The 16,313-nt window shown below is 47.6% G+C and carries 16 protein-coding genes; 9 read left to right on the top strand and 7 right to left on the bottom strand.

Translation table 11 applies throughout. The annotated features are described in order from the left end of the window. Window positions 1-360 precede the first annotated feature (360 nt). Both SD10_RS10850 and SD10_RS10845 read left to right on the top strand, forming a co-directional pair. Complete coding sequence (locus tag SD10_RS10850) at window positions 361-1,215, top strand: hypothetical protein (protein WP_148562426.1); 855 nt, start codon at window positions 361-363, stop codon at window positions 1,213-1,215. A 298-nt stretch (window positions 1,216-1,513) separates the two neighbouring features. Then, window positions 1,514-1,804 carry a hypothetical protein gene (locus SD10_RS10845; RefSeq protein WP_046573816.1) on the top strand — a complete coding sequence of 97 codons (291 nt, stop codon included), beginning with the start codon at window positions 1,514-1,516 and terminating at the stop codon, window positions 1,802-1,804. Window positions 1,805-2,220: 416 nt separating this feature from the next. Here SD10_RS10845 and SD10_RS10840 read toward each other — a convergent pair whose 3' ends face one another. Further along, entirely contained in the window at window positions 2,221-2,529 is a 309-nt protein-coding gene (locus SD10_RS10840) for a hypothetical protein (RefSeq protein ID WP_148562425.1), read from the bottom strand. Window positions 2,530-2,711: 182 nt separating this feature from the next. Between SD10_RS10840 and SD10_RS10835 the strand changes: the two genes are divergently transcribed. Then, window positions 2,712-3,119 carry a hypothetical protein gene (locus SD10_RS10835; RefSeq protein ID WP_148562424.1) on the top strand — a complete coding sequence of 136 codons (408 nt, stop codon included), beginning with the start codon at window positions 2,712-2,714 and terminating at the stop codon, window positions 3,117-3,119. A gap of 517 nt (window positions 3,120-3,636) precedes the next feature. Further along, a complete protein-coding gene (locus SD10_RS10830) occupies window positions 3,637-5,391 on the top strand; it encodes an SMP-30/gluconolactonase/LRE family protein (RefSeq protein WP_046579354.1) in 1,755 nt (584 codons plus the stop codon). A 243-nt stretch (window positions 5,392-5,634) separates the two neighbouring features. Here the strand turns inward: SD10_RS10830 and SD10_RS10825 are convergent, their stop codons facing one another. Then, window positions 5,635-6,012: a VOC family protein gene (locus SD10_RS10825; protein WP_046573813.1), complete on the bottom strand. Its 378-nt coding sequence runs from the start codon at window positions 6,010-6,012 to the stop codon at window positions 5,635-5,637. 205 nt (window positions 6,013-6,217) lie between these two features. Here SD10_RS10825 and SD10_RS10820 point away from each other — a divergent pair, with 205 nt between their 5' ends. Then, window positions 6,218-6,664, top strand: coding sequence for a MarR family winged helix-turn-helix transcriptional regulator (locus SD10_RS10820; RefSeq protein WP_046573812.1), 447 nt, complete (start codon window positions 6,218-6,220; stop codon window positions 6,662-6,664). 17 nt (window positions 6,665-6,681) lie between these two features. Next, window positions 6,682-9,384 carry a phosphoenolpyruvate synthase gene (gene ppsA, locus SD10_RS10815; RefSeq protein ID WP_046573811.1) on the top strand — a complete coding sequence of 901 codons (2,703 nt, stop codon included), beginning with the start codon at window positions 6,682-6,684 and terminating at the stop codon, window positions 9,382-9,384. A 151-nt stretch (window positions 9,385-9,535) separates the two neighbouring features. On the opposite strand, the gene SD10_RS10810 is transcribed toward ppsA, so the two are convergent. Together SD10_RS10810 and SD10_RS10805 are read right to left on the bottom strand one after the other, a co-directional pair. Then, entirely contained in the window at window positions 9,536-10,201 is a 666-nt protein-coding gene (locus SD10_RS10810; protein WP_046573810.1) for a GNAT family protein, read from the bottom strand. A gap of 169 nt (window positions 10,202-10,370) precedes the next feature. After that, entirely contained in the window at window positions 10,371-11,561 is a 1,191-nt protein-coding gene (locus tag SD10_RS10805) for a DUF6371 domain-containing protein (RefSeq protein WP_227699199.1), read from the bottom strand. Window positions 11,562-11,815: 254 nt separating this feature from the next. Here SD10_RS10805 and SD10_RS10800 point away from each other — a divergent pair, with 254 nt between their 5' ends. Beyond that, window positions 11,816-12,133, top strand: a complete 318-nt coding sequence (locus SD10_RS10800; RefSeq protein WP_046573808.1) for a LytTR family DNA-binding domain-containing protein — start codon at window positions 11,816-11,818, stop codon at window positions 12,131-12,133. Window positions 12,134-12,240: 107 nt separating this feature from the next. Then, complete coding sequence (locus tag SD10_RS10795) at window positions 12,241-12,456, top strand: hypothetical protein (RefSeq protein WP_046573807.1); 216 nt, start codon at window positions 12,241-12,243, stop codon at window positions 12,454-12,456. Between the two features lie 207 nt (window positions 12,457-12,663). Here the strand turns inward: SD10_RS10795 and SD10_RS10790 are convergent, their stop codons facing one another. Continuing rightward, a complete protein-coding gene (locus SD10_RS10790) occupies window positions 12,664-12,843 on the bottom strand; it encodes a hypothetical protein (protein WP_046573806.1) in 180 nt (59 codons plus the stop codon). Window positions 12,844-13,166: 323 nt separating this feature from the next. Further along, entirely contained in the window at window positions 13,167-13,811 is a 645-nt protein-coding gene (locus SD10_RS10785; RefSeq protein WP_046579353.1) for a deoxynucleoside kinase, read from the bottom strand. Window positions 13,812-13,974: 163 nt separating this feature from the next. On the opposite strand from SD10_RS10785, the gene trhO reads away from it, so the two are divergent. After that, window positions 13,975-14,949 (top strand): oxygen-dependent tRNA uridine(34) hydroxylase TrhO, encoded by a 975-nt coding sequence (trhO, locus tag SD10_RS10780; RefSeq protein ID WP_046579351.1) that lies wholly within the window; start codon window positions 13,975-13,977, stop codon window positions 14,947-14,949. Window positions 14,950-15,084: 135 nt separating this feature from the next. On the opposite strand, the gene SD10_RS10775 is transcribed toward trhO, so the two are convergent. Continuing rightward, window positions 15,085-16,284, bottom strand: a complete 1,200-nt coding sequence (locus tag SD10_RS10775; RefSeq protein ID WP_046573805.1) for a threonine synthase — start codon at window positions 16,282-16,284, stop codon at window positions 15,085-15,087. Between the last annotated feature and the right edge of the window lie 29 nt (window positions 16,285-16,313).

Raw genomic sequence — 16,313 nt, 5'->3', positions numbered from 1 at the left:
GAATCACTTATTGTATCGCTCATGCTGGTCAATGAAGCCTTTTCTCGGCTTGAGCCTACGGATGATGTAGCTGCAGCTTTTGAGAGAAAGTAGAGGAGTTAATCCTATACAGCATCCAGTTAGAGAAGGCCAGCCAGCAGGGCCGGATTGACGAATTGAAGCAGATGGTTAAGCAGCTGTTGGAAAAGAAGTAATCAAGCCAGCTTCATAGTTTGGCTAAGCCCGGATTTGTGTAATTAGGGCTTCCTTGTTTCTAAATAGGGCTATATTCATTTTTGATTTTGATGACTTACCTTTTGTCAGCTCAAACGATACAGACTCAGCTACCGATATAGCTGAATCACTAAACCAATTAAGAGCATGGCACAATCACTCCAAGTCAATTCAATCCATAACCAGCCTGACCCCACTTCAACTCGTAGACAAAAAACCGGACAATGGATAGGGCTACTATTTGCCTACAGTAGCAGAGCTCAGTTAATCCGTCATGGGCTAGTCTTTGCAGGGCTCAGCTTTCTGTTAGCCTCCTGTTTACAGGACCACCGCATCGTCGCTGCCGGGAAAAATTATCGCTTATCCACTTATGCGAGAGTAGGTGGTGGGTACCTGGCAACTACGTTTAAGTATGATGCCAATAACCGGTTGATAAGTTACGTATATAACGACTATGGCAATCCTATTACAACTACCCTAGACTACGATGTTCAAAATCGGGTGGTAAGTGTAGAAACGCCCAGAGTGGGTGTCTATGAGAGGTATGAGTATGACAACCAGAATAATGTTAGTGTCATCAAACAGTATAGTACCCCTCCCAATCCGTTAACGGATACGCCTGTTGCCATAAGTACGCTGTCTTACTCCTCCACTAAATTTCCTGACCAAATCACCACCGTAAGCTTTAGTACGACGAATGTCGTTTCTAACACGTACGTTGAGGGCAATATTGTTCAACAACAGACCAGTACTTACCAACCTGGCGCAGTGCCTACCACCTCGTCTGCAACGTTTCACTACGACAATCGGCCAAATCCGTTTTATGGTTTAGGTGTTCCCTTTTATACCTATGACACTTTTAGTCGCAACAACGTGATTGAGATAGCCGGTACCTCGTTTAGTTATAGTCATCAGTACGACAGCAACGGTCTTTTAATAAGAAGAGACTGGGTTGGCAATGCTGATCATTATTATGAAACCTTCGGCTATGAGTCGTATTAGAGACCTGAGGAGAAAAACAAAAAGCTGCAAGCTCGACATACCTAAGTCCGGCTACCTTGGCCGGACTTAGGTATGGATATGGGTTAGATAGCATGTTGTAGGGGTGCTTCTTAGACGTAGGAGCGACCAGGAATAGCAGGGGATTGCAGAAAAAATAAAAAGATTTGTTTTCGCCTGCATATTCTACACTTCCTACACGCATTTTCTGCTCTCATTCATTTAATTAGTGCCTCGATGAATAATCAAACCGACCAACATTCTGGTTTGACTACTTAAAGAGTGCAAACTACTTAACGCAATGAAAAAGATAATCTTAAGCAGCGCTTTACTGCTAAGCCTGATCAGCTTTCGTTTACAAGCTCAATCGACCGCATCAGGCAGTAGCAACACCGGTAACGCTACGGCGGGATCAACACCCGCCCAAAACGGCTCTACCGGACCAACTATATCCAGTGGATCAACTGGCAGCAAAACACAAAACGCGGAGCCAATGAAGCAAGGTAGCTCGAAAAGTAAAACCGGTAGTAGCCGCAAGATGAAAACCGGCAAGGCTAGTTACAAGGCTTCTACTACCTCATCCGGCCGCTAAGTCTTTTCATTGTGGAAGTGTATGCCTTGTATGCAAAGAAGCCCTTTTGAATCTCCTATCGTGTCACTCATGCTGGCCAGCGAGGCCTTCTCGCGGCTTACGCCCTCTGATGATGTTGTGGCTGCCTTTGAGGCTTTCGAGAGAAAGTCTGGCAGGTGATCGAAGGGGCGAACGACCCGGCGCCTTACGCATAAGCCTGGACTTTAATTAACAAGTATGCTTAAGCCAGTTTGATAGAATTTTCACAAGGTAACTTTGGTGCATTGGATCAATTGAAAGAACGGGGCAAGACCAGTATCGAATTAATGCCCTAGCCTGATCATTGCTTATGCAAGTAAGAGCGACTGCAGCAGTCCATATCTACTCAAATCTACCGAGTTACTTGTTATTCTAGTTGGCCAGAAAATAGTGGTTAACTAGGCATGAATCTGCAAGAGTTGGCAAACCTCGGCCGCTTTATGCTTAATCTGAGCTAGTACTTCTTCTTTATCTTCTTCGGTCAGGGCTTCGGCAAATGCCACGTACTCCGTTGTCAGGGCTGAGTTGATCAGCCTGGATGCGTTAGTCAATACATCCTTTTCTTCGAAAGTGGAGCGACCAAGCTGATCAATGTGCTCTCCGATCAGCTTGAGCTTGTCCTTAACTAATCCGGGACTATCGTGCTTGAGACCTAACAAAGTTGTGTAATCAGCCAGGATTTTCGTTTTAATCTGTTCGTTTTCCATTTGTAAAGTTGGTAGGGGTTGATCGCATCGCTTCACACTTAACAATAGGCCCTGACTCATTGTTAGATAAAGCCTATGCCTGGTCAAAGGCTTTATCTATCGAATGTATCCTGATGAGTGAATTAGGGGGTTGCCCAGCGTGTGGAGCGGATCAGGTTGTCGAGATTAGTAGTAGGCCACCTATGCCCATAGAAGATATACATCTCACCTCAGAACAGGAGGATGAGGTATTGTCAGATCTATTTGACAGCGATAACCGGGACCGGCAATGCCTAGTCTGTGGCAGTAAGTGGAATGCCGAAGAACGGCTACTCCAGCAGCAAGAAGATCAAAGCCAGCTCAATGCCCTCTCGTTTGGAGAGAGAAAGGAAAAGTTTTATGCAGACTACGAGTCGGGGCGAATCGATCACGCCAGGCAAAACGTGCCGGTAGAAGCTATTGGTGTCTACAAAAGAAAAGGAGTAAAAGCGGCCTATCGATTTCTTAAACTGCTGGACATAAAGGTAGACCGATTCAAAAAAAGGACTCTGTTTGTGGTTTTAGGGGTTGCCTTGGTCCTTTTACTTGTGCTGGCTTATGCTTTTATGTAGTCCTAAATTTGAATAAATGGCAGTAGGAATCATTAATGAAAGCCCGGCCGTAACGCGCTTTTGAGTGAAGAGGATAAAGTGTTTGTTTTAGCCTGCATACCCTACACTAGGTATGGCAACAGATGAAGATAAAGTTATCCTAAATGCGAATGAATTCCCTGACCACCACCGAATAGTGGTTCACTATATCCACTGATTACTTGTTAGCTGGAATTTTTCATATTTATTAGGTGCGGTCTTTTCGTTTATTCCTACAGGACGTAGTTGAGCCTAAGAACGTTATCAAATACGAAAGTCCTCGGCCCGCAACGCTCAGTCAAGCAAATTAAGATGGTTTATGGAACGGCGGTTCGTGTAATTGTCTATAATGCGTTGGGTTTTCTAAGCCGTTGGCAAAAGAGACATTCTATGCTTCAGTCTAACCTGAAGGAAAGGGGAATACCGTTTTTCATAGTAGATGCACCTGGTTTGGTCGTTTATACGTGAACGAATCCCTGAAAAGCCTACCCTCACGATCATGAAGCTCCTTTGTCTGCTTTGTCTGTTCTGTTTTCCTTCTGTTGCGTTAGTAGCCCAGACGCCTGATACTTACCCGGCTCATCCCGATTCACAGAGCAAGCCAGGCGTTCCCAAAGGGGAGGTACTCAAATTTACGTTTAATTCCTCCACCCTCTTTCCAGGTACCTGGCGGGAGTACTGGGTGTACGTACCCGCCCAATACCAGCCGGATCAACCCGCTTGTGTGTATGTCAATCAGGATGGAATTCAGTGGCAGGCGCCCGCCGTTTTCGACAATCTGATTCACCAAAAAGAAATGCCCGTTACAATTGGCATTTTCGTCATGCATGGACGTGTTAAAACGGCTAATCCTGACGCTGGTCTTGACCGATTCAATCGCAGTTTTGAGTATGATGGAGTAGGCGACAAGTATGTCCGCTTTTTATTAAATGAACTTCTCCCAGACGTGGAGACCAAAAAAACAACGGACGGCCGAGCGATTCATCTTTCTCACAAAGGTAACGATCGGGCAATCGGCGGGTCTAGCAGCGGAGCCGTTTGTGCGTTCACGGCGGCCTGGGAGCGGCCGGATGCGTTTAGCCGGGTCTTCAGTACGATTGGTACGTACGTCGGATTACGTGGGGCCGATCAATATCCGACCCTGATCCGTAAGATTGAACCCAAACCGCTACGCATCTTTCTGCAGGATGGCACCAACGACCTCAATATCTATGCGGGCGACTGGTGGATGGCCAATCAAACCATGGAACGAGCACTTACCTTTGCGGGCTATGATCTGCAACACATCTGGGGAGAAGGTGGTCATAACGGCAAGCAGGGTACGGCGATTTTCCCCGATGCGATGCGCTATTTGTGGAAAGGCTGGCCCGAGTTAATCAAGGCCGGAACGTCAAAGAACCAGACGCTCACTGAAATCTTGCTACCCAATGAAGGCTGGCAACTGGTTGGCGAACACTTTAAATTGTCCGAAGGCTCCAGTGTAAATGACAAAGGAGAGGTATTTTTTACGGATGGTCCAGCCGGGAAAATATGGAAGGTAGGCCTGGATGGTCAACTAAGTCTGTTTACCGGAAATGCCAGCCTGATTTATCGACAGGCGTTTAGTCCTGATGGGCGACTGTATGCCACGAATAAATCAACCAGCAACCTTATGGCCTACACCGCTTTGGGGAAAGCGACCCCCATTGCCGAAGGCTTGGCGGCCCATGATATAGTGGTGGCCAACAATGGAAATACGTACTTTACCAGTACACCCCCCAATGGCCAGGGTAATTCCGCAGTATGGCTGATTCGGCCCACGGGCAAAAAACTCGTGGTCGATACCGCTCTTTTTTCAGCGAACGGGATCGCTCTTTCGCCCGATCAAACCCTGCTTTATGTATCGGATAAGCGTTCTCACTGGATCTACAGTTACTCGATCAAGTCGGATGGCACCCTGGCTAACAAACAACAATACTACTGGCTTCACTCCCCGGATACGGCTGATGATGCAGGCGCCGAAGGTCTCAGCACCGATCGAGATGGGCGGCTCTATGTGGCTACCCATATGGGAATTCAGGTGTGTGATCAGGCCGGTCGGGTCAATGGAATTCTGCCGACTCCTAATGGGAAGGTAACCACCCTTTGTTTTGGGGGAGCCAACTTCGATATGCTCTACGCAACGTGTGACGATAAAGTGTATCGACGTAAACTGAACGTTAAGGGGGCCAACGCCTGGGACAAACCCAGCAAGCCAGCCGCGCCAAAGTTATAAATACTGGCTCTCTTCTGTTTAAGTAAGACCCTCGATGCGTTTGATGTCCAATCCGCTTCCGTTTCAGACGCTGCCAACCATCGGAGGGCGTTTGAAGTTCTCTGGAGTCAGTTTCATTCGGTCCGCACGGGAGCATCGTTCCTAACCATTCTCCTGGTTATAGCCGCTTGTCTTCGTCCAGATACGCATTAAATCATGTCCAGGTCTATGACTTTGCTGGCTGGCCTCGCGTGGTCGTTGAGGTTATTCGGTACTCTCCCACAACTCAATACTATTGCCCTCAGGATCAAGAATATGAACAAACTTCCCGTAATCATAAACAGCTATTTCATCCAGTACGGTTACGCCATCGCTCTTTAGCTGCTTCACCAGTTCCTCAAGCTGCTCAACACGGTAGTTGATCATGAAGTCCTTTTTTGAGGGCTCAAAGTAGCTGGTATTCTTGTCAAAAGCGCCCCAAACGGTTGCCCCTTCTTTGCTTGGGTCATCGGCATCGCGCCATTTGAATGTGGTACCATACTCATCCATGGGTAATCCCAGATTTTGAGCGTACCAGTCTTTCATTTTTTGCGGGTCGTCACACTTAAAGAAAATCCCGCCTATTCCAGTTACTTTTTTCATATCGTCAATTTAAGTAATATAACCCTATAAATTACTCGCCAGCCAAAATCCAGTTATCAGACGGTCAATTATTCTGGCTGGCTCCGGCATCTCCAGCCCCTTCAATCGATCCCTCCAATAATTCCTCACTATTTTTTCAAAATAGTTGAATACGTCACGACACCACCATTATCTTTGCAACTAAGATACTTAGCAAACAAGCTAAATGAAAAACGACGTAGTAAGAAAACTGAGCCAGCAGTATGCCTATACCTCCATTCAGATGCATGAAGCCGTTGCTCGAAAAGCAGGGTTTTCCGGGACTGACCATAAATACTTAGGGTTTTTTATCCAGAAAGGAGCAATGACAGCCGGCGAACTGGCAACTTTAAGCGGTCTAACGACCGGTGCCGTTACTGGTTTGATCGATCGATTTGAAAAGAAAAAATTGGTAAAAAGACGATTGGCGGAAGACGACAGACGGAAGGTTATCATCGAACCCGACACGTCAGCCATAATGGCGCTATTAGCACCGCTTTACAAAGAATTCCGGAATAAGTCAGACGAACTCATTGCTTCATTTTCAAACGAGGAAGTTAAAATCATTGAAGCCTATTTTTTAAAAGCGATTGAATTAATGAGTGAAACAACCAATAAACTCAACGACAAATAATCGTAAACGTAAAAAATATGAGTTTGTACATAGTTGATTTGAAGGATGTTGACAAAACAAAACGTCAACTTGTTGGGGGTAAAGGCGCTAATCTGGGAGAACTGACCAGAATTGACGGCATCCACGTACCGGATGGCTTTTGCCTTACTACAGAAGCCTTTAAACGGATCATTGCGGAAACACCGTCGGTTAACGAATTACTGGATCAGTTATCGCAGCTGAAGGTAGAAAACCGAAGTAAAATCAATGAACTAAGCGGAGAAATCCGTAGGGTTATCGAAGGAATAACCATTCCTGAAGACATTCAATCAGCCATCATTCAACAACTTTCCAGACTTGGGGAAAACAATGCCTATGCCGTTCGATCCAGTGCCACGGCAGAGGATTTACCAACAGCCTCCTTTGCAGGCCAGCAGGATACCTATCTGAACATCATTGGAACGGAGGCCATTTTAACCCATATCAGTAAGTGCTGGGCATCGCTCTTTACCGAGCGGGCCGTTATTTACCGCCTTCAAACAGCCGCATCAGCAGACCAATTCGACCACCGTAAAGTCTACCTATCCGTGGTCGTTCAGAAAATGGTTTTTCCGGATGCAGCAGGCATTATGTTTACGGCCGATCCGGTCACGTCTAATCGAAACGTGGTATCTATTGATGCCAGCTTCGGATTAGGAGAAGCTCTGGTCTCTGGCCTGGTGAATGTCGATAACTTTAAAGTAGTAAACGGTAGGATCGTCGCCAGAAAAATATCAGCCAAAAAGTTGGGCATTTATGCAGTAAACGAGGGCGGTACTAACCAACAGGAGATTGAGCCTGACCGGCAGAACAGGCCAGCGCTGGCGGATGCCCGGATTTTACAGCTTGAACATATTGGCAGAAAGATCGAGACACATTTCGGTAGCCCGCAAGACATTGAATGGTGTTTGGTCGACGATGCCCGCCTGCCAGACGGGCAAGGGTTCTATATCGTCCAAAGTCGGCCCATCACTACGCTATATCCGATTCCCGCCCGTCAGGCAGGTGGTCCTGTAGCGAATGATCAGAGTAATGCCGAAGCAGGCTTACACATTTATATATCTGTCGGGCATCAGCAAATGATGACCGACGCCATGAAGCCGCTGGGATTGTCTTTTTGGTTGTTAACGACGCCTGCACACATGCGTATAGCTGGCGGGAGGTTGTTTGCTGATGTTACACAGATGCTGGCTTCACCCGGCAGCAGGCATACGATAATCGCCACGCTGGGAAAATTCGATCCGCTTGTAAAAGATGCATTGACAACCATCCTGGAGCGGGGAGATTTTATCAAGTCGTTACCGGATGAGAAAAAAGAATCAGGCTCTGATACAAGCAACAAACCGGTACCCCTTCCGAATTACCAAGCATTAAACGACTATGATCCAGCCATTGTTTCTGATTTGGTCAGGCGTAGTCAGACATCGATAGACGCCTTAAAGCAAAACATCCAGTCGAAGTCAGGATCAGCTCTGTTTGATTTTATTCTGGACGATATCCAGCAATTAAAAAAGAGCATTTCTGATCCACAAAACATGGGTGTAATCATGACGGCCATGAATGCGGCATCCTGGATCAATGAAAAAATAGAGTTGTGGTTAGGCGAAAAGAACGTAGCCGATACGCTTTCTCAATCTGTATCGAACAATATCACCTCGGAGATGGGGCTGGCGTTATTGGATGTTGCCGATGTAATTCGCCCTTATCCAGACGTAATTGACTATTTGCAAAAGGCAAAAGAGGATAACTTTTTGGATGAGCTGCTTCAATTTGATGGCGGACAGGAAACCAAAGACGCTTTCGATGCTTATCTGGACAAATACGGGATGCGCTGTACCGGAGAAATCGACATTACGAGATCTCGCTGGAGCGAAAAGCCAGCTACTCTTATCCCTATCATTCTCAGTCATATCAAAAACGTTGAGCCTGGCGCCAGCAAGCGAAAGTTTGAGCAAGGGCAACAGGAAGCGCAAAAAAAAGAACAGGAATTGGTAGCTCGGTTGGCCCAGCTACCGGATGGTGCCCAAAAAGTCCAAGATACAAAACGAATGAATAGCCTGGTTCGGAACCTCAGCGGTTACCGTGAATACCCGAAATACAGCATCGTTAGTCATTACTTCGTGTATAAGCAGGCATTGCTGAAAGAAGCCGAACAGCTCGTACAAGCGGGCATTCTTCAGTCAGCAGAGGACAGCTACTACCTCACATTTGACGAATTCCGCGAACTGGTGCGCACCCATCAACTGGATTACCAGCTTATCGGCCAACGAAAAGAGGAGTTCAAACGCTATGAAAAACTGATGCCACCACGCGTAATCACCTCTGACGGTGAGATCTTTACGGGTAAGTATAAACTGGCAAATCTCCCGGCAGGAGCCATGGCAGGTCTGGCTGTTTCTTCCGGCGTAATTGAGGGCCGAGCACGAGTTATTGTAAACCTGGAAGATGCCGCCATTTCCATGGCGGTTCTGGAAGAGGGTGATATCTTAGTTACCGTTTTTACAGACCCGAGCTGGACACCCGTATTTGTATCCATAAAAGGCCTGATCACCGAAGTTGGCGGCCTAATGACCCACGGCGCCGTTATCGCCCGGGAATACGGCTTGCCAGCCGTTGTCGGCGTGGAGAATGCGACCAAACGGATCAAAGATGGGCAACGGATTCGCGTGAATGGAACAGAAGGGTATGTAGAAATCCTGTAAACCGGGCAGGCAGTATTGACAAACCGCCTGCCCTACCCCGTATTCAGGATTGATAGGTTATCGTTTTCAGGTGAATTTAAGAACAGACCAGCGAACTACGTTTTATTCTTTTTCCGCTCATGAGATAGCCCGAAAAGCGGATGATTGATCGTTATTCCTCGCTCAGGATTTCGGCAGCCAGAACGTTAACTGTTTCCCAGGCAAACGGATACCACTGATCCCGGTGAGCATCGAACACTTCAGTAGCTGCTTCGCAGGCGAATAGTTTATAATTGAACTTCGTGTACTTGCTGGCTAGATAACCAGGATAGTAATAGGTTTTTTGTTGATGCCGGGCATGGTTGATTTTCAACAACATAAGGTATTTTCCCAGGCTGTGCCGGCGATAAGTGGGGTGGTAAAAATTCATAATACCGGCAATACTTTGCGCCCCATTGTCAAAAATACCAACCGCAATCAGCGTCTTTTCATCCCGAATTTCAACAGCATACGTGTCGAACACATTATAGGCCGCCCCATCCAGCAGGCAAGCCTCGACCGATTCGGGCGCATCAAAATTTATTCCCCCTTTATAGGTGGCATAGAGGGCTTCCATCTCATCCGTAATCAACAACGGTTTAATGGTTACTGAGAAATTTTCGTTGATGCGAAAGAGCCTGAGTTGTTCCTTTCCATAGCGAACATCTGCCAACACAATACGCAACCAGTGCACAGGGCAAACGGTCTCCTCAAAGAGCACGGCGTAACAGGTGAAGACTTCCTGATGCATTCTAAAATACCCTTTGCTTAGATATAAATCTAACTTGATTCCTCTCATGTTTCTGGGTCTTTTGGTAAGGCAAAATAGGCGGTGAGAGACCAACGGTTATGTAAATGATTAATAAATTCTCTTTCTCTACTACAGCCCGCTTTAGAAATCAATTCCACAATACGGATCTTTTTAAGACCACGACTGGCTATCGGTGTAAACCGTGCCCTCCTATTCCCTACTCCGGCGGGTACTGATTCCATTGTTCAAGCAGGAAATCAGCTAAGTCGGCTCCGGCCGCCCGTTCGGGTTCGGTGGCATTGTCCTCCAGATAGGTCGATACGGTTATGTTGAATCCCTGCGCCAGTAACTCCCCGGCAACCCGGTTCCAGCGGTCAAAGGCGCTGCCATCTTTCGAGAGATCGGGAAACAACTCTATTTTCCGATCCCGGACCGGAGCCAGCCGTTCCGCGTTCAGGTATGATAAGGCCCCTACGGCCAACCAGACAAACCCCGGAAAATAAGGGGTAGCCACAACCGCCGTTTTGGGGGCTTCAACAATTGCCACCGGCTTATCGGCCGGAACGGTCAGTAACTGGGGAAGCCCAAACAAACACGGTGACTTCTGTACGTCATTGCGCTCGTCCAGATAGGCCGTAAGCCAGGCAGGATACGGTATATTCTGCTCCGTACAACGCTGGGCGAACGACGAGTGAACCCACGTTGTCCGACTCCGTTTTTCCCCATCCTTGACCACATACGTGACGGTATGAAACGTTTCATCGAACAATTTAATTTGGCCACCCCGTACGCGCTGGTACTCATCAATGTACCAAAATATACACGCACCCGGCCAACGGCCTGAGGTACCAATGGCAAACCGTTCTAACAGTTCATCGGCAACGCTACGTCCAAAATGACGACGTAGTAACCAGGCAAACTGATTGCGTTCATAGTGCCCGAGCGACTGTTTAAGCACTTCGTCAGGAATGGCAAAAACTTCACCTAAGGAGCCAGTCGAAGTCCTGACAGGCTCAACACCTGGTTTATTGAACAGGAAAGCCGCTACCCATTCGGCTTGTTCGAGCGTAGCATTTTCAGTCTGTAAAAGGCCCGTAATGATTTCCTGTTTCGAGGCTCCCTTGTATTTTTGTTTGGCCGCTATGGTAAACCAGGTTCTGGGAATTGGCCCTGGATTGGTGCGGGCTTTTACTTCGTCGTGATACGATAACCCCGAGGGACCTTTCTTATATGGATTGAGGTGATAGCCACAGTTACTTTCCCGGTCACAACGCCCGTATTGTTCGGGCAATAATTCATTCGTGAACGTATCGACATAGCGGCTCAATGTCCGACGATGTTTTGGGCCACAATCGGGGCAGTCAGTTTTGATCGCTTTTTTGGGCAGCTGATATCGAAACGTTGACATGGACATATGGGTAAAAATAAGTAATTGTTTTTACCTCTCCCCTGTAATTAACCAGTATTCTTGACATCTTGCCCAATACAGATCTGGTTTCAGAATTTAACCGGTATTTATTGAATTCATCCATGACTATTAGCGACTTACCGATAACTAAAAAATTTGATTCATACTAACATTAATTATTTAGTGGGCATATCATCTTGTGACTATTCGGTATTTTCGAAAGTCAATAGGTTACTTACTTTACTGTCCACTATATGAAACGAGTGCTCTACCCCATTCCTGACTCCGTTACCTATTTATCTGGCGAAGGCAACTATACCTATTGCCATCTACTGGATGGCAAAAAGTTGCTTCTTTCCCGAACACTTTCTAACTGTCTGGAACATTACCCGGATTTCATTCGCATCCATCGGACATATGCCATCAATCCAAATTTTCTCGATGGAAGCCGCCGATTAAGTGCCGCTGCCGGAGAAGTGCATTTGGCAGGCCTGTGGCTCCCTGTTGGCCGACGGCGGCTGAGCCTGGTTTTTAAGCATGTAAAGCAACTGTCGGCCTTACCAGATAAGTAACTTGACGTATATAGTGCTTTTACTTTTTAACTTCTTTTGCTCAACGAATTTTGGTTGCCAAAGAACTATGGATTAAAAACGGCTTTTTGTGCTTTTTCACTCATGCTATGAATTCACGCCGGGCCAATATTGGCTTACTTTCCAGCATTGCCAGTGACACGGGCCATGAGTATACCGATGCATATGCGGTATGGGAGATGGTTCGTCAGCATGAGGATGCTTACCTCATTGTGGACACGGTGCTTTGGATTGCCAAGCGCCAACAAATTCATGTTCTCGACGCGCTGGAACTGTATAACGGAGTGGAAAATATTTTTGGGTAGCTCCATGACACTGCCCTATGGGCTCATACAACAGAAATCCTAAACGAAAAAAGCCCATACTACGGTCTCCGTAGACGGGCTCAATTCATCAATGGGTTAAGTCAGCTGATGATAGCTGAACTTAAGACATCAACACAATCATAGAGTAACGTGTCGATGTAACGCCAACCTAGTCAACAGGTTGCATGCAAAAGCACCCACTTTGTTTTATTCCTTTTTCTGCCGATAAAGTGCGATCTGAATGCCGACGGCTATGGCCGTCACGACGCCCTGCGTCACGGAAGAAATAAGGTGAAATTTGGCCAGTGCAAACGCCCCAATAACCAGAACGGCCGTAAAAATAGCCAGCACAACAGGACGTCGATAAAAAGGAGGCTTTGTATCCATTACACGGGCATTCTAGGAGATGCTTTATAGCGCAAAGATAGTGCCTTTAGGCGGCCGAAAAGAAAATGTATTCGGTGAGGAGAGCAGCCGAAAGCAATCTAAATTACTCTACCAATCGTATATACTTCTTTCCGCTCTCCACACCACAGGTCGCTTTATTCCAATGGGAGCGACCTGTTTTTTAATAACCGAGCAGATTATGTATGTTCACAGAGCAGTTTGGCTGATTTAGTGACGTCAGGTTCTTAAACCTGACGGACAAGGTTGCTTAAAACCTTTTGAGTAAGTACTAGATCAAACGGATCGTTCATCCCGAACAACGCCTACACTTCTCTGCTTAACTGGGCTTCGATCTGGTGCAGAACCTGGGTAAAGTCAGCTGGATTTTTGGCAAAGTCAATAGCATCCACTTCGATAATCAGCAACGGTCCTAATTGATAGGAAGCCACGAATTCTTCGTATAACCGATTCAGGTTGATCAGGTAATCGTCACTGATGGATTGTTCAAACGACCGGCCCCGCTTCTGAATTTGCTGACGGAGCTTCGGCAGACTGGCCCGAAGGTAGATCATCAGATCGGGAGGCCGAACGAGACTAGCCATGTTGGCAAACAACGCATGGTAGGTCGTAAAATCACGCTCCAGCATATCCCCGCTTTGATACAAATTCCGGGCAAAAATAGCGGCATCTTCGTAGATCGTCCGATCCTGAACGACAGTATGTGGCTGTTTCTGGCCGGTTTGGTTCGCCTGTTGGATGTCGATAATGCGTTTGACCTGCGCAAATCGACTGTTCAGAAAGTAGACCTGTAGGTTGAAGGCCCAGCGCGGCATATCACGATAAAAATCAGCCAGATACGGATTTCCTTCAACCGCTTCGTATAAAACTTCCCAACCATAATGCTCCGCTAACTGCTCGGCCAGGGTTGTTTTACCGGCCCCAATATTTCCTGTGATGGCAATGTGCATAAAACGAACGAAAGGAAACGACGACCAGAACGGATTTCTCTCTTCCAGTCGGCAACGAATGAACTTTCGCAAATTGGGTTTAATTTTGTAATAGAAAACGATTGAGTACCCTTTTTTCATGTTTGCTGCTGCGGCAGCCCGGTCTATTGCCTGTACTGTACTTATGAAACCATACCGCGTCCTTCTCTATTACATTTATTCGCCCATCGAAAACCCAGAGCAATACCGGGAAGAGCATCATTTGCTTTGCCTGCAATTAAACCTGCTGGGGCGCGTTATTGTGGCTCCCGAGGGACTGAACGGCACAGTGTCTGGCTTAACTGCCGACTGCGAAGCGTATATGGATACGCTCCGCGCCGATCCACGCTTTGCCGGTATTGCCTTCAAAGTCGATGAAAGCGATGGGCATACGTTTCAAAAATTACACGTTCGGGTAAAGGCCGAAATCGTTCACTCCGATCTGCCTGTTGATCCACGTCGGCAAACGGGAATTCACCTGGAACCGGACGAATTTAAGAAGCTCAAAAATGACCCCAATGTCGTACTGGTCGATATGCGGTCAAATTATGAGCATGAGGTCGGTAAATTCAAAGGGGCTATTACGTTCGACATGGAGAACCTTCGCGAGCTCCCCGACCATGTCCACGAACTCGATCACCTGAGAGACAAGAAAATAATTACGTACTGCACCGGCGGTATCAAGTGCGAAAAAGCATCGGCATATCTGCTGGCTCAGGGCTTCGAGAACGTTTACCAGCTTCATGGTGGCATTATCCGGTATGGTCTGGAAACGGGTGGCGAAGATTTCGACGGGGAGTGTTATGTGTTCGATAACCGCGTTACGGTGCCGGTCAATCACATAAACCCCGTTACGGTATCGGTATGTTACCGCTGCGGCACGCCTACCAGCCGCATGATCAACTGCGCCAGCCCAGTCTGCAATAACCACGTGACCCTGTGCGAAAACTGCGGTACCGAACATGGTGGCACCTGCACCGATGCCTGCAAACAGGACCCGAATCTTCGCGCTTACGACGGAACCGGCTACTATGGCAAACAAACCCAAAGCTACTCGCCTATTCAGGGCTATAAAAGCCGTCAGGGCCAGCGCACTGAGGGAATCAAATACGCCGAATGAGATGAACGTTTAACCACAGAGAACACAGAGGTGTAAAAACATTGACTTTTGGCTAGCTAACGACTGTGGCTCTGTGGTTAATAAATTGGCTCGGTTCTTTAGGTTTGGAGGAGAAAACCGCCGGTCTTAGACCGATTAACGGCGCCACTGGCCCTTCACGTTGTCCAGGTATTTCTGGCCCGAACCAGTATTGAGCAACACAATGTGTTCGGTTGACTGAAGCCAGCCCTGGTGCAGTAGTTTTTTGGTAGCTGCCCAGATGGCTCCGCCTTCGGGAGCCGCAAAAATGCCCTCATAGCGGCACAGGTCGCTGACACCCGCCAGCATGTCTTCTTCAGAAACGGCAATGGCTGTCCCACCCGACTCACGGAGGACGTTCAGCATCAGCGGCTCGCCAATCGGCCTCGGCACAGCTAATCCGTTTGCCAGAGTCGGTTTTCCGATATATTGTTTGCTGTTGGGTTGTTTGCCAAGGTATGTATCCACAACGGGCGCGCAGTTTTCGGCCTGCACAGCCACCATGCGCGGAAGCCGCTGCTCCTTCGATAACCAGCCCAGCGCCTTCAGCTCGTGAAACGCTTTCCAGATGCCAATCAAGCCCGTTCCGCCACCCGTCGGGTACATGATTACATCCGGCAACTGCCAGTTTAACTGCTCAGCGATCTCATAGCCCATCGTTTTCTTGCCTTCCAGCCGGTACGGTTCCTTTAAAGTCGACACGTCGAAGTAGCGGCCATCCTGATTTAGTTCGTGAACTTTGGCCGCACAGTCGTTGATGAGGCCGTCTATTTGAATCAGGTTGGCGTTGTAGCCAATACACTCTTCTTTAAAGGCATCGGGCGTATGACGCGGCATTACCACAACGGCTTCGAGTCCGGCTCGGGCACAGTAGGCCGCCATGGCCACCCCGGCATTGCCGGCCGTTGGAATAATACAGGCCTGTTCTCCATTTTCCTTTGCTTTTGAGATGGCCATACACAGGCCCCGAGCCTTAAACGATCCAGTTGGATTGAGACCCTCATCTTTCAAACTCAGGTGGCTGAATCCAAACGTGTCAGCCAGTCGTTTGAGCGATAACAAGGGCGTGAACCCCTCTCCTAAAGTTATCTGATTATCGGGTTGAAGAACCGGCAATAGTTCCTCGTAGCGCCAAAGTGATTTGGTTCGTGTGGCCAAATCTGCTTTTTGCAGACCGCTATTATCAAGATTAAACGCAGCCAGAAGCGGGGCCTGGCAACAACTGGACAAGGTCTGACGAACGAATGCGTTATGCGTTGATCCACACTGGGAGCAGTGTAAATCGGTGAGTAGCGATGAAGTGGTGGTAGCGATCATGGTTGCAAAATTTCCCGAAAAGTCCCGGT

It is taken from the genome of Spirosoma radiotolerans, from assembly GCF_000974425.1.
Lineage (GTDB): Bacteria > Bacteroidota > Bacteroidia > Cytophagales > Spirosomataceae > Spirosoma > Spirosoma radiotolerans.
This window is presented reverse-complemented; position numbering and strand designations above follow the sequence as displayed.

Coding starts and splice junctions, on each gene's coding strand:
- SD10_RS10850 (WP_148562426.1), top strand. CDS start 361: ATGGCACAATCACTCCAAGTCAATTCAATCCATAACCAGCCTGACCCC.
- SD10_RS10845 (WP_046573816.1), top strand. CDS start 1,514: ATGAAAAAGATAATCTTAAGCAGCGCTTTACTGCTAAGCCTGATCAGC.
- SD10_RS10840 (WP_148562425.1), bottom strand. CDS start 2,529: ATGGAAAACGAACAGATTAAAACGAAAATCCTGGCTGATTACACAACT.
- SD10_RS10835 (WP_148562424.1), top strand. CDS start 2,712: ATGCCCATAGAAGATATACATCTCACCTCAGAACAGGAGGATGAGGTA.
- SD10_RS10830 (WP_046579354.1), top strand. CDS start 3,637: ATGAAGCTCCTTTGTCTGCTTTGTCTGTTCTGTTTTCCTTCTGTTGCG.
- SD10_RS10825 (WP_046573813.1), bottom strand. CDS start 6,012: ATGAAAAAAGTAACTGGAATAGGCGGGATTTTCTTTAAGTGTGACGAC.
- SD10_RS10820 (WP_046573812.1), top strand. CDS start 6,218: ATGAAAAACGACGTAGTAAGAAAACTGAGCCAGCAGTATGCCTATACC.
- ppsA (WP_046573811.1), top strand. CDS start 6,682: ATGAGTTTGTACATAGTTGATTTGAAGGATGTTGACAAAACAAAACGT.
- SD10_RS10810 (WP_046573810.1), bottom strand. CDS start 10,201: ATGAGAGGAATCAAGTTAGATTTATATCTAAGCAAAGGGTATTTTAGA.
- SD10_RS10805 (WP_227699199.1), bottom strand. CDS start 11,561: ATGTCAACGTTTCGATATCAGCTGCCCAAAAAAGCGATCAAAACTGAC.
- SD10_RS10800 (WP_046573808.1), top strand. CDS start 11,816: ATGAAACGAGTGCTCTACCCCATTCCTGACTCCGTTACCTATTTATCT.
- SD10_RS10795 (WP_046573807.1), top strand. CDS start 12,241: ATGAATTCACGCCGGGCCAATATTGGCTTACTTTCCAGCATTGCCAGT.
- SD10_RS10790 (WP_046573806.1), bottom strand. CDS start 12,843: ATGGATACAAAGCCTCCTTTTTATCGACGTCCTGTTGTGCTGGCTATT.
- SD10_RS10785 (WP_046579353.1), bottom strand. CDS start 13,811: ATGCACATTGCCATCACAGGAAATATTGGGGCCGGTAAAACAACCCTG.
- trhO (WP_046579351.1), top strand. CDS start 13,975: ATGAAACCATACCGCGTCCTTCTCTATTACATTTATTCGCCCATCGAA.
- SD10_RS10775 (WP_046573805.1), bottom strand. CDS start 16,284: ATGATCGCTACCACCACTTCATCGCTACTCACCGATTTACACTGCTCC.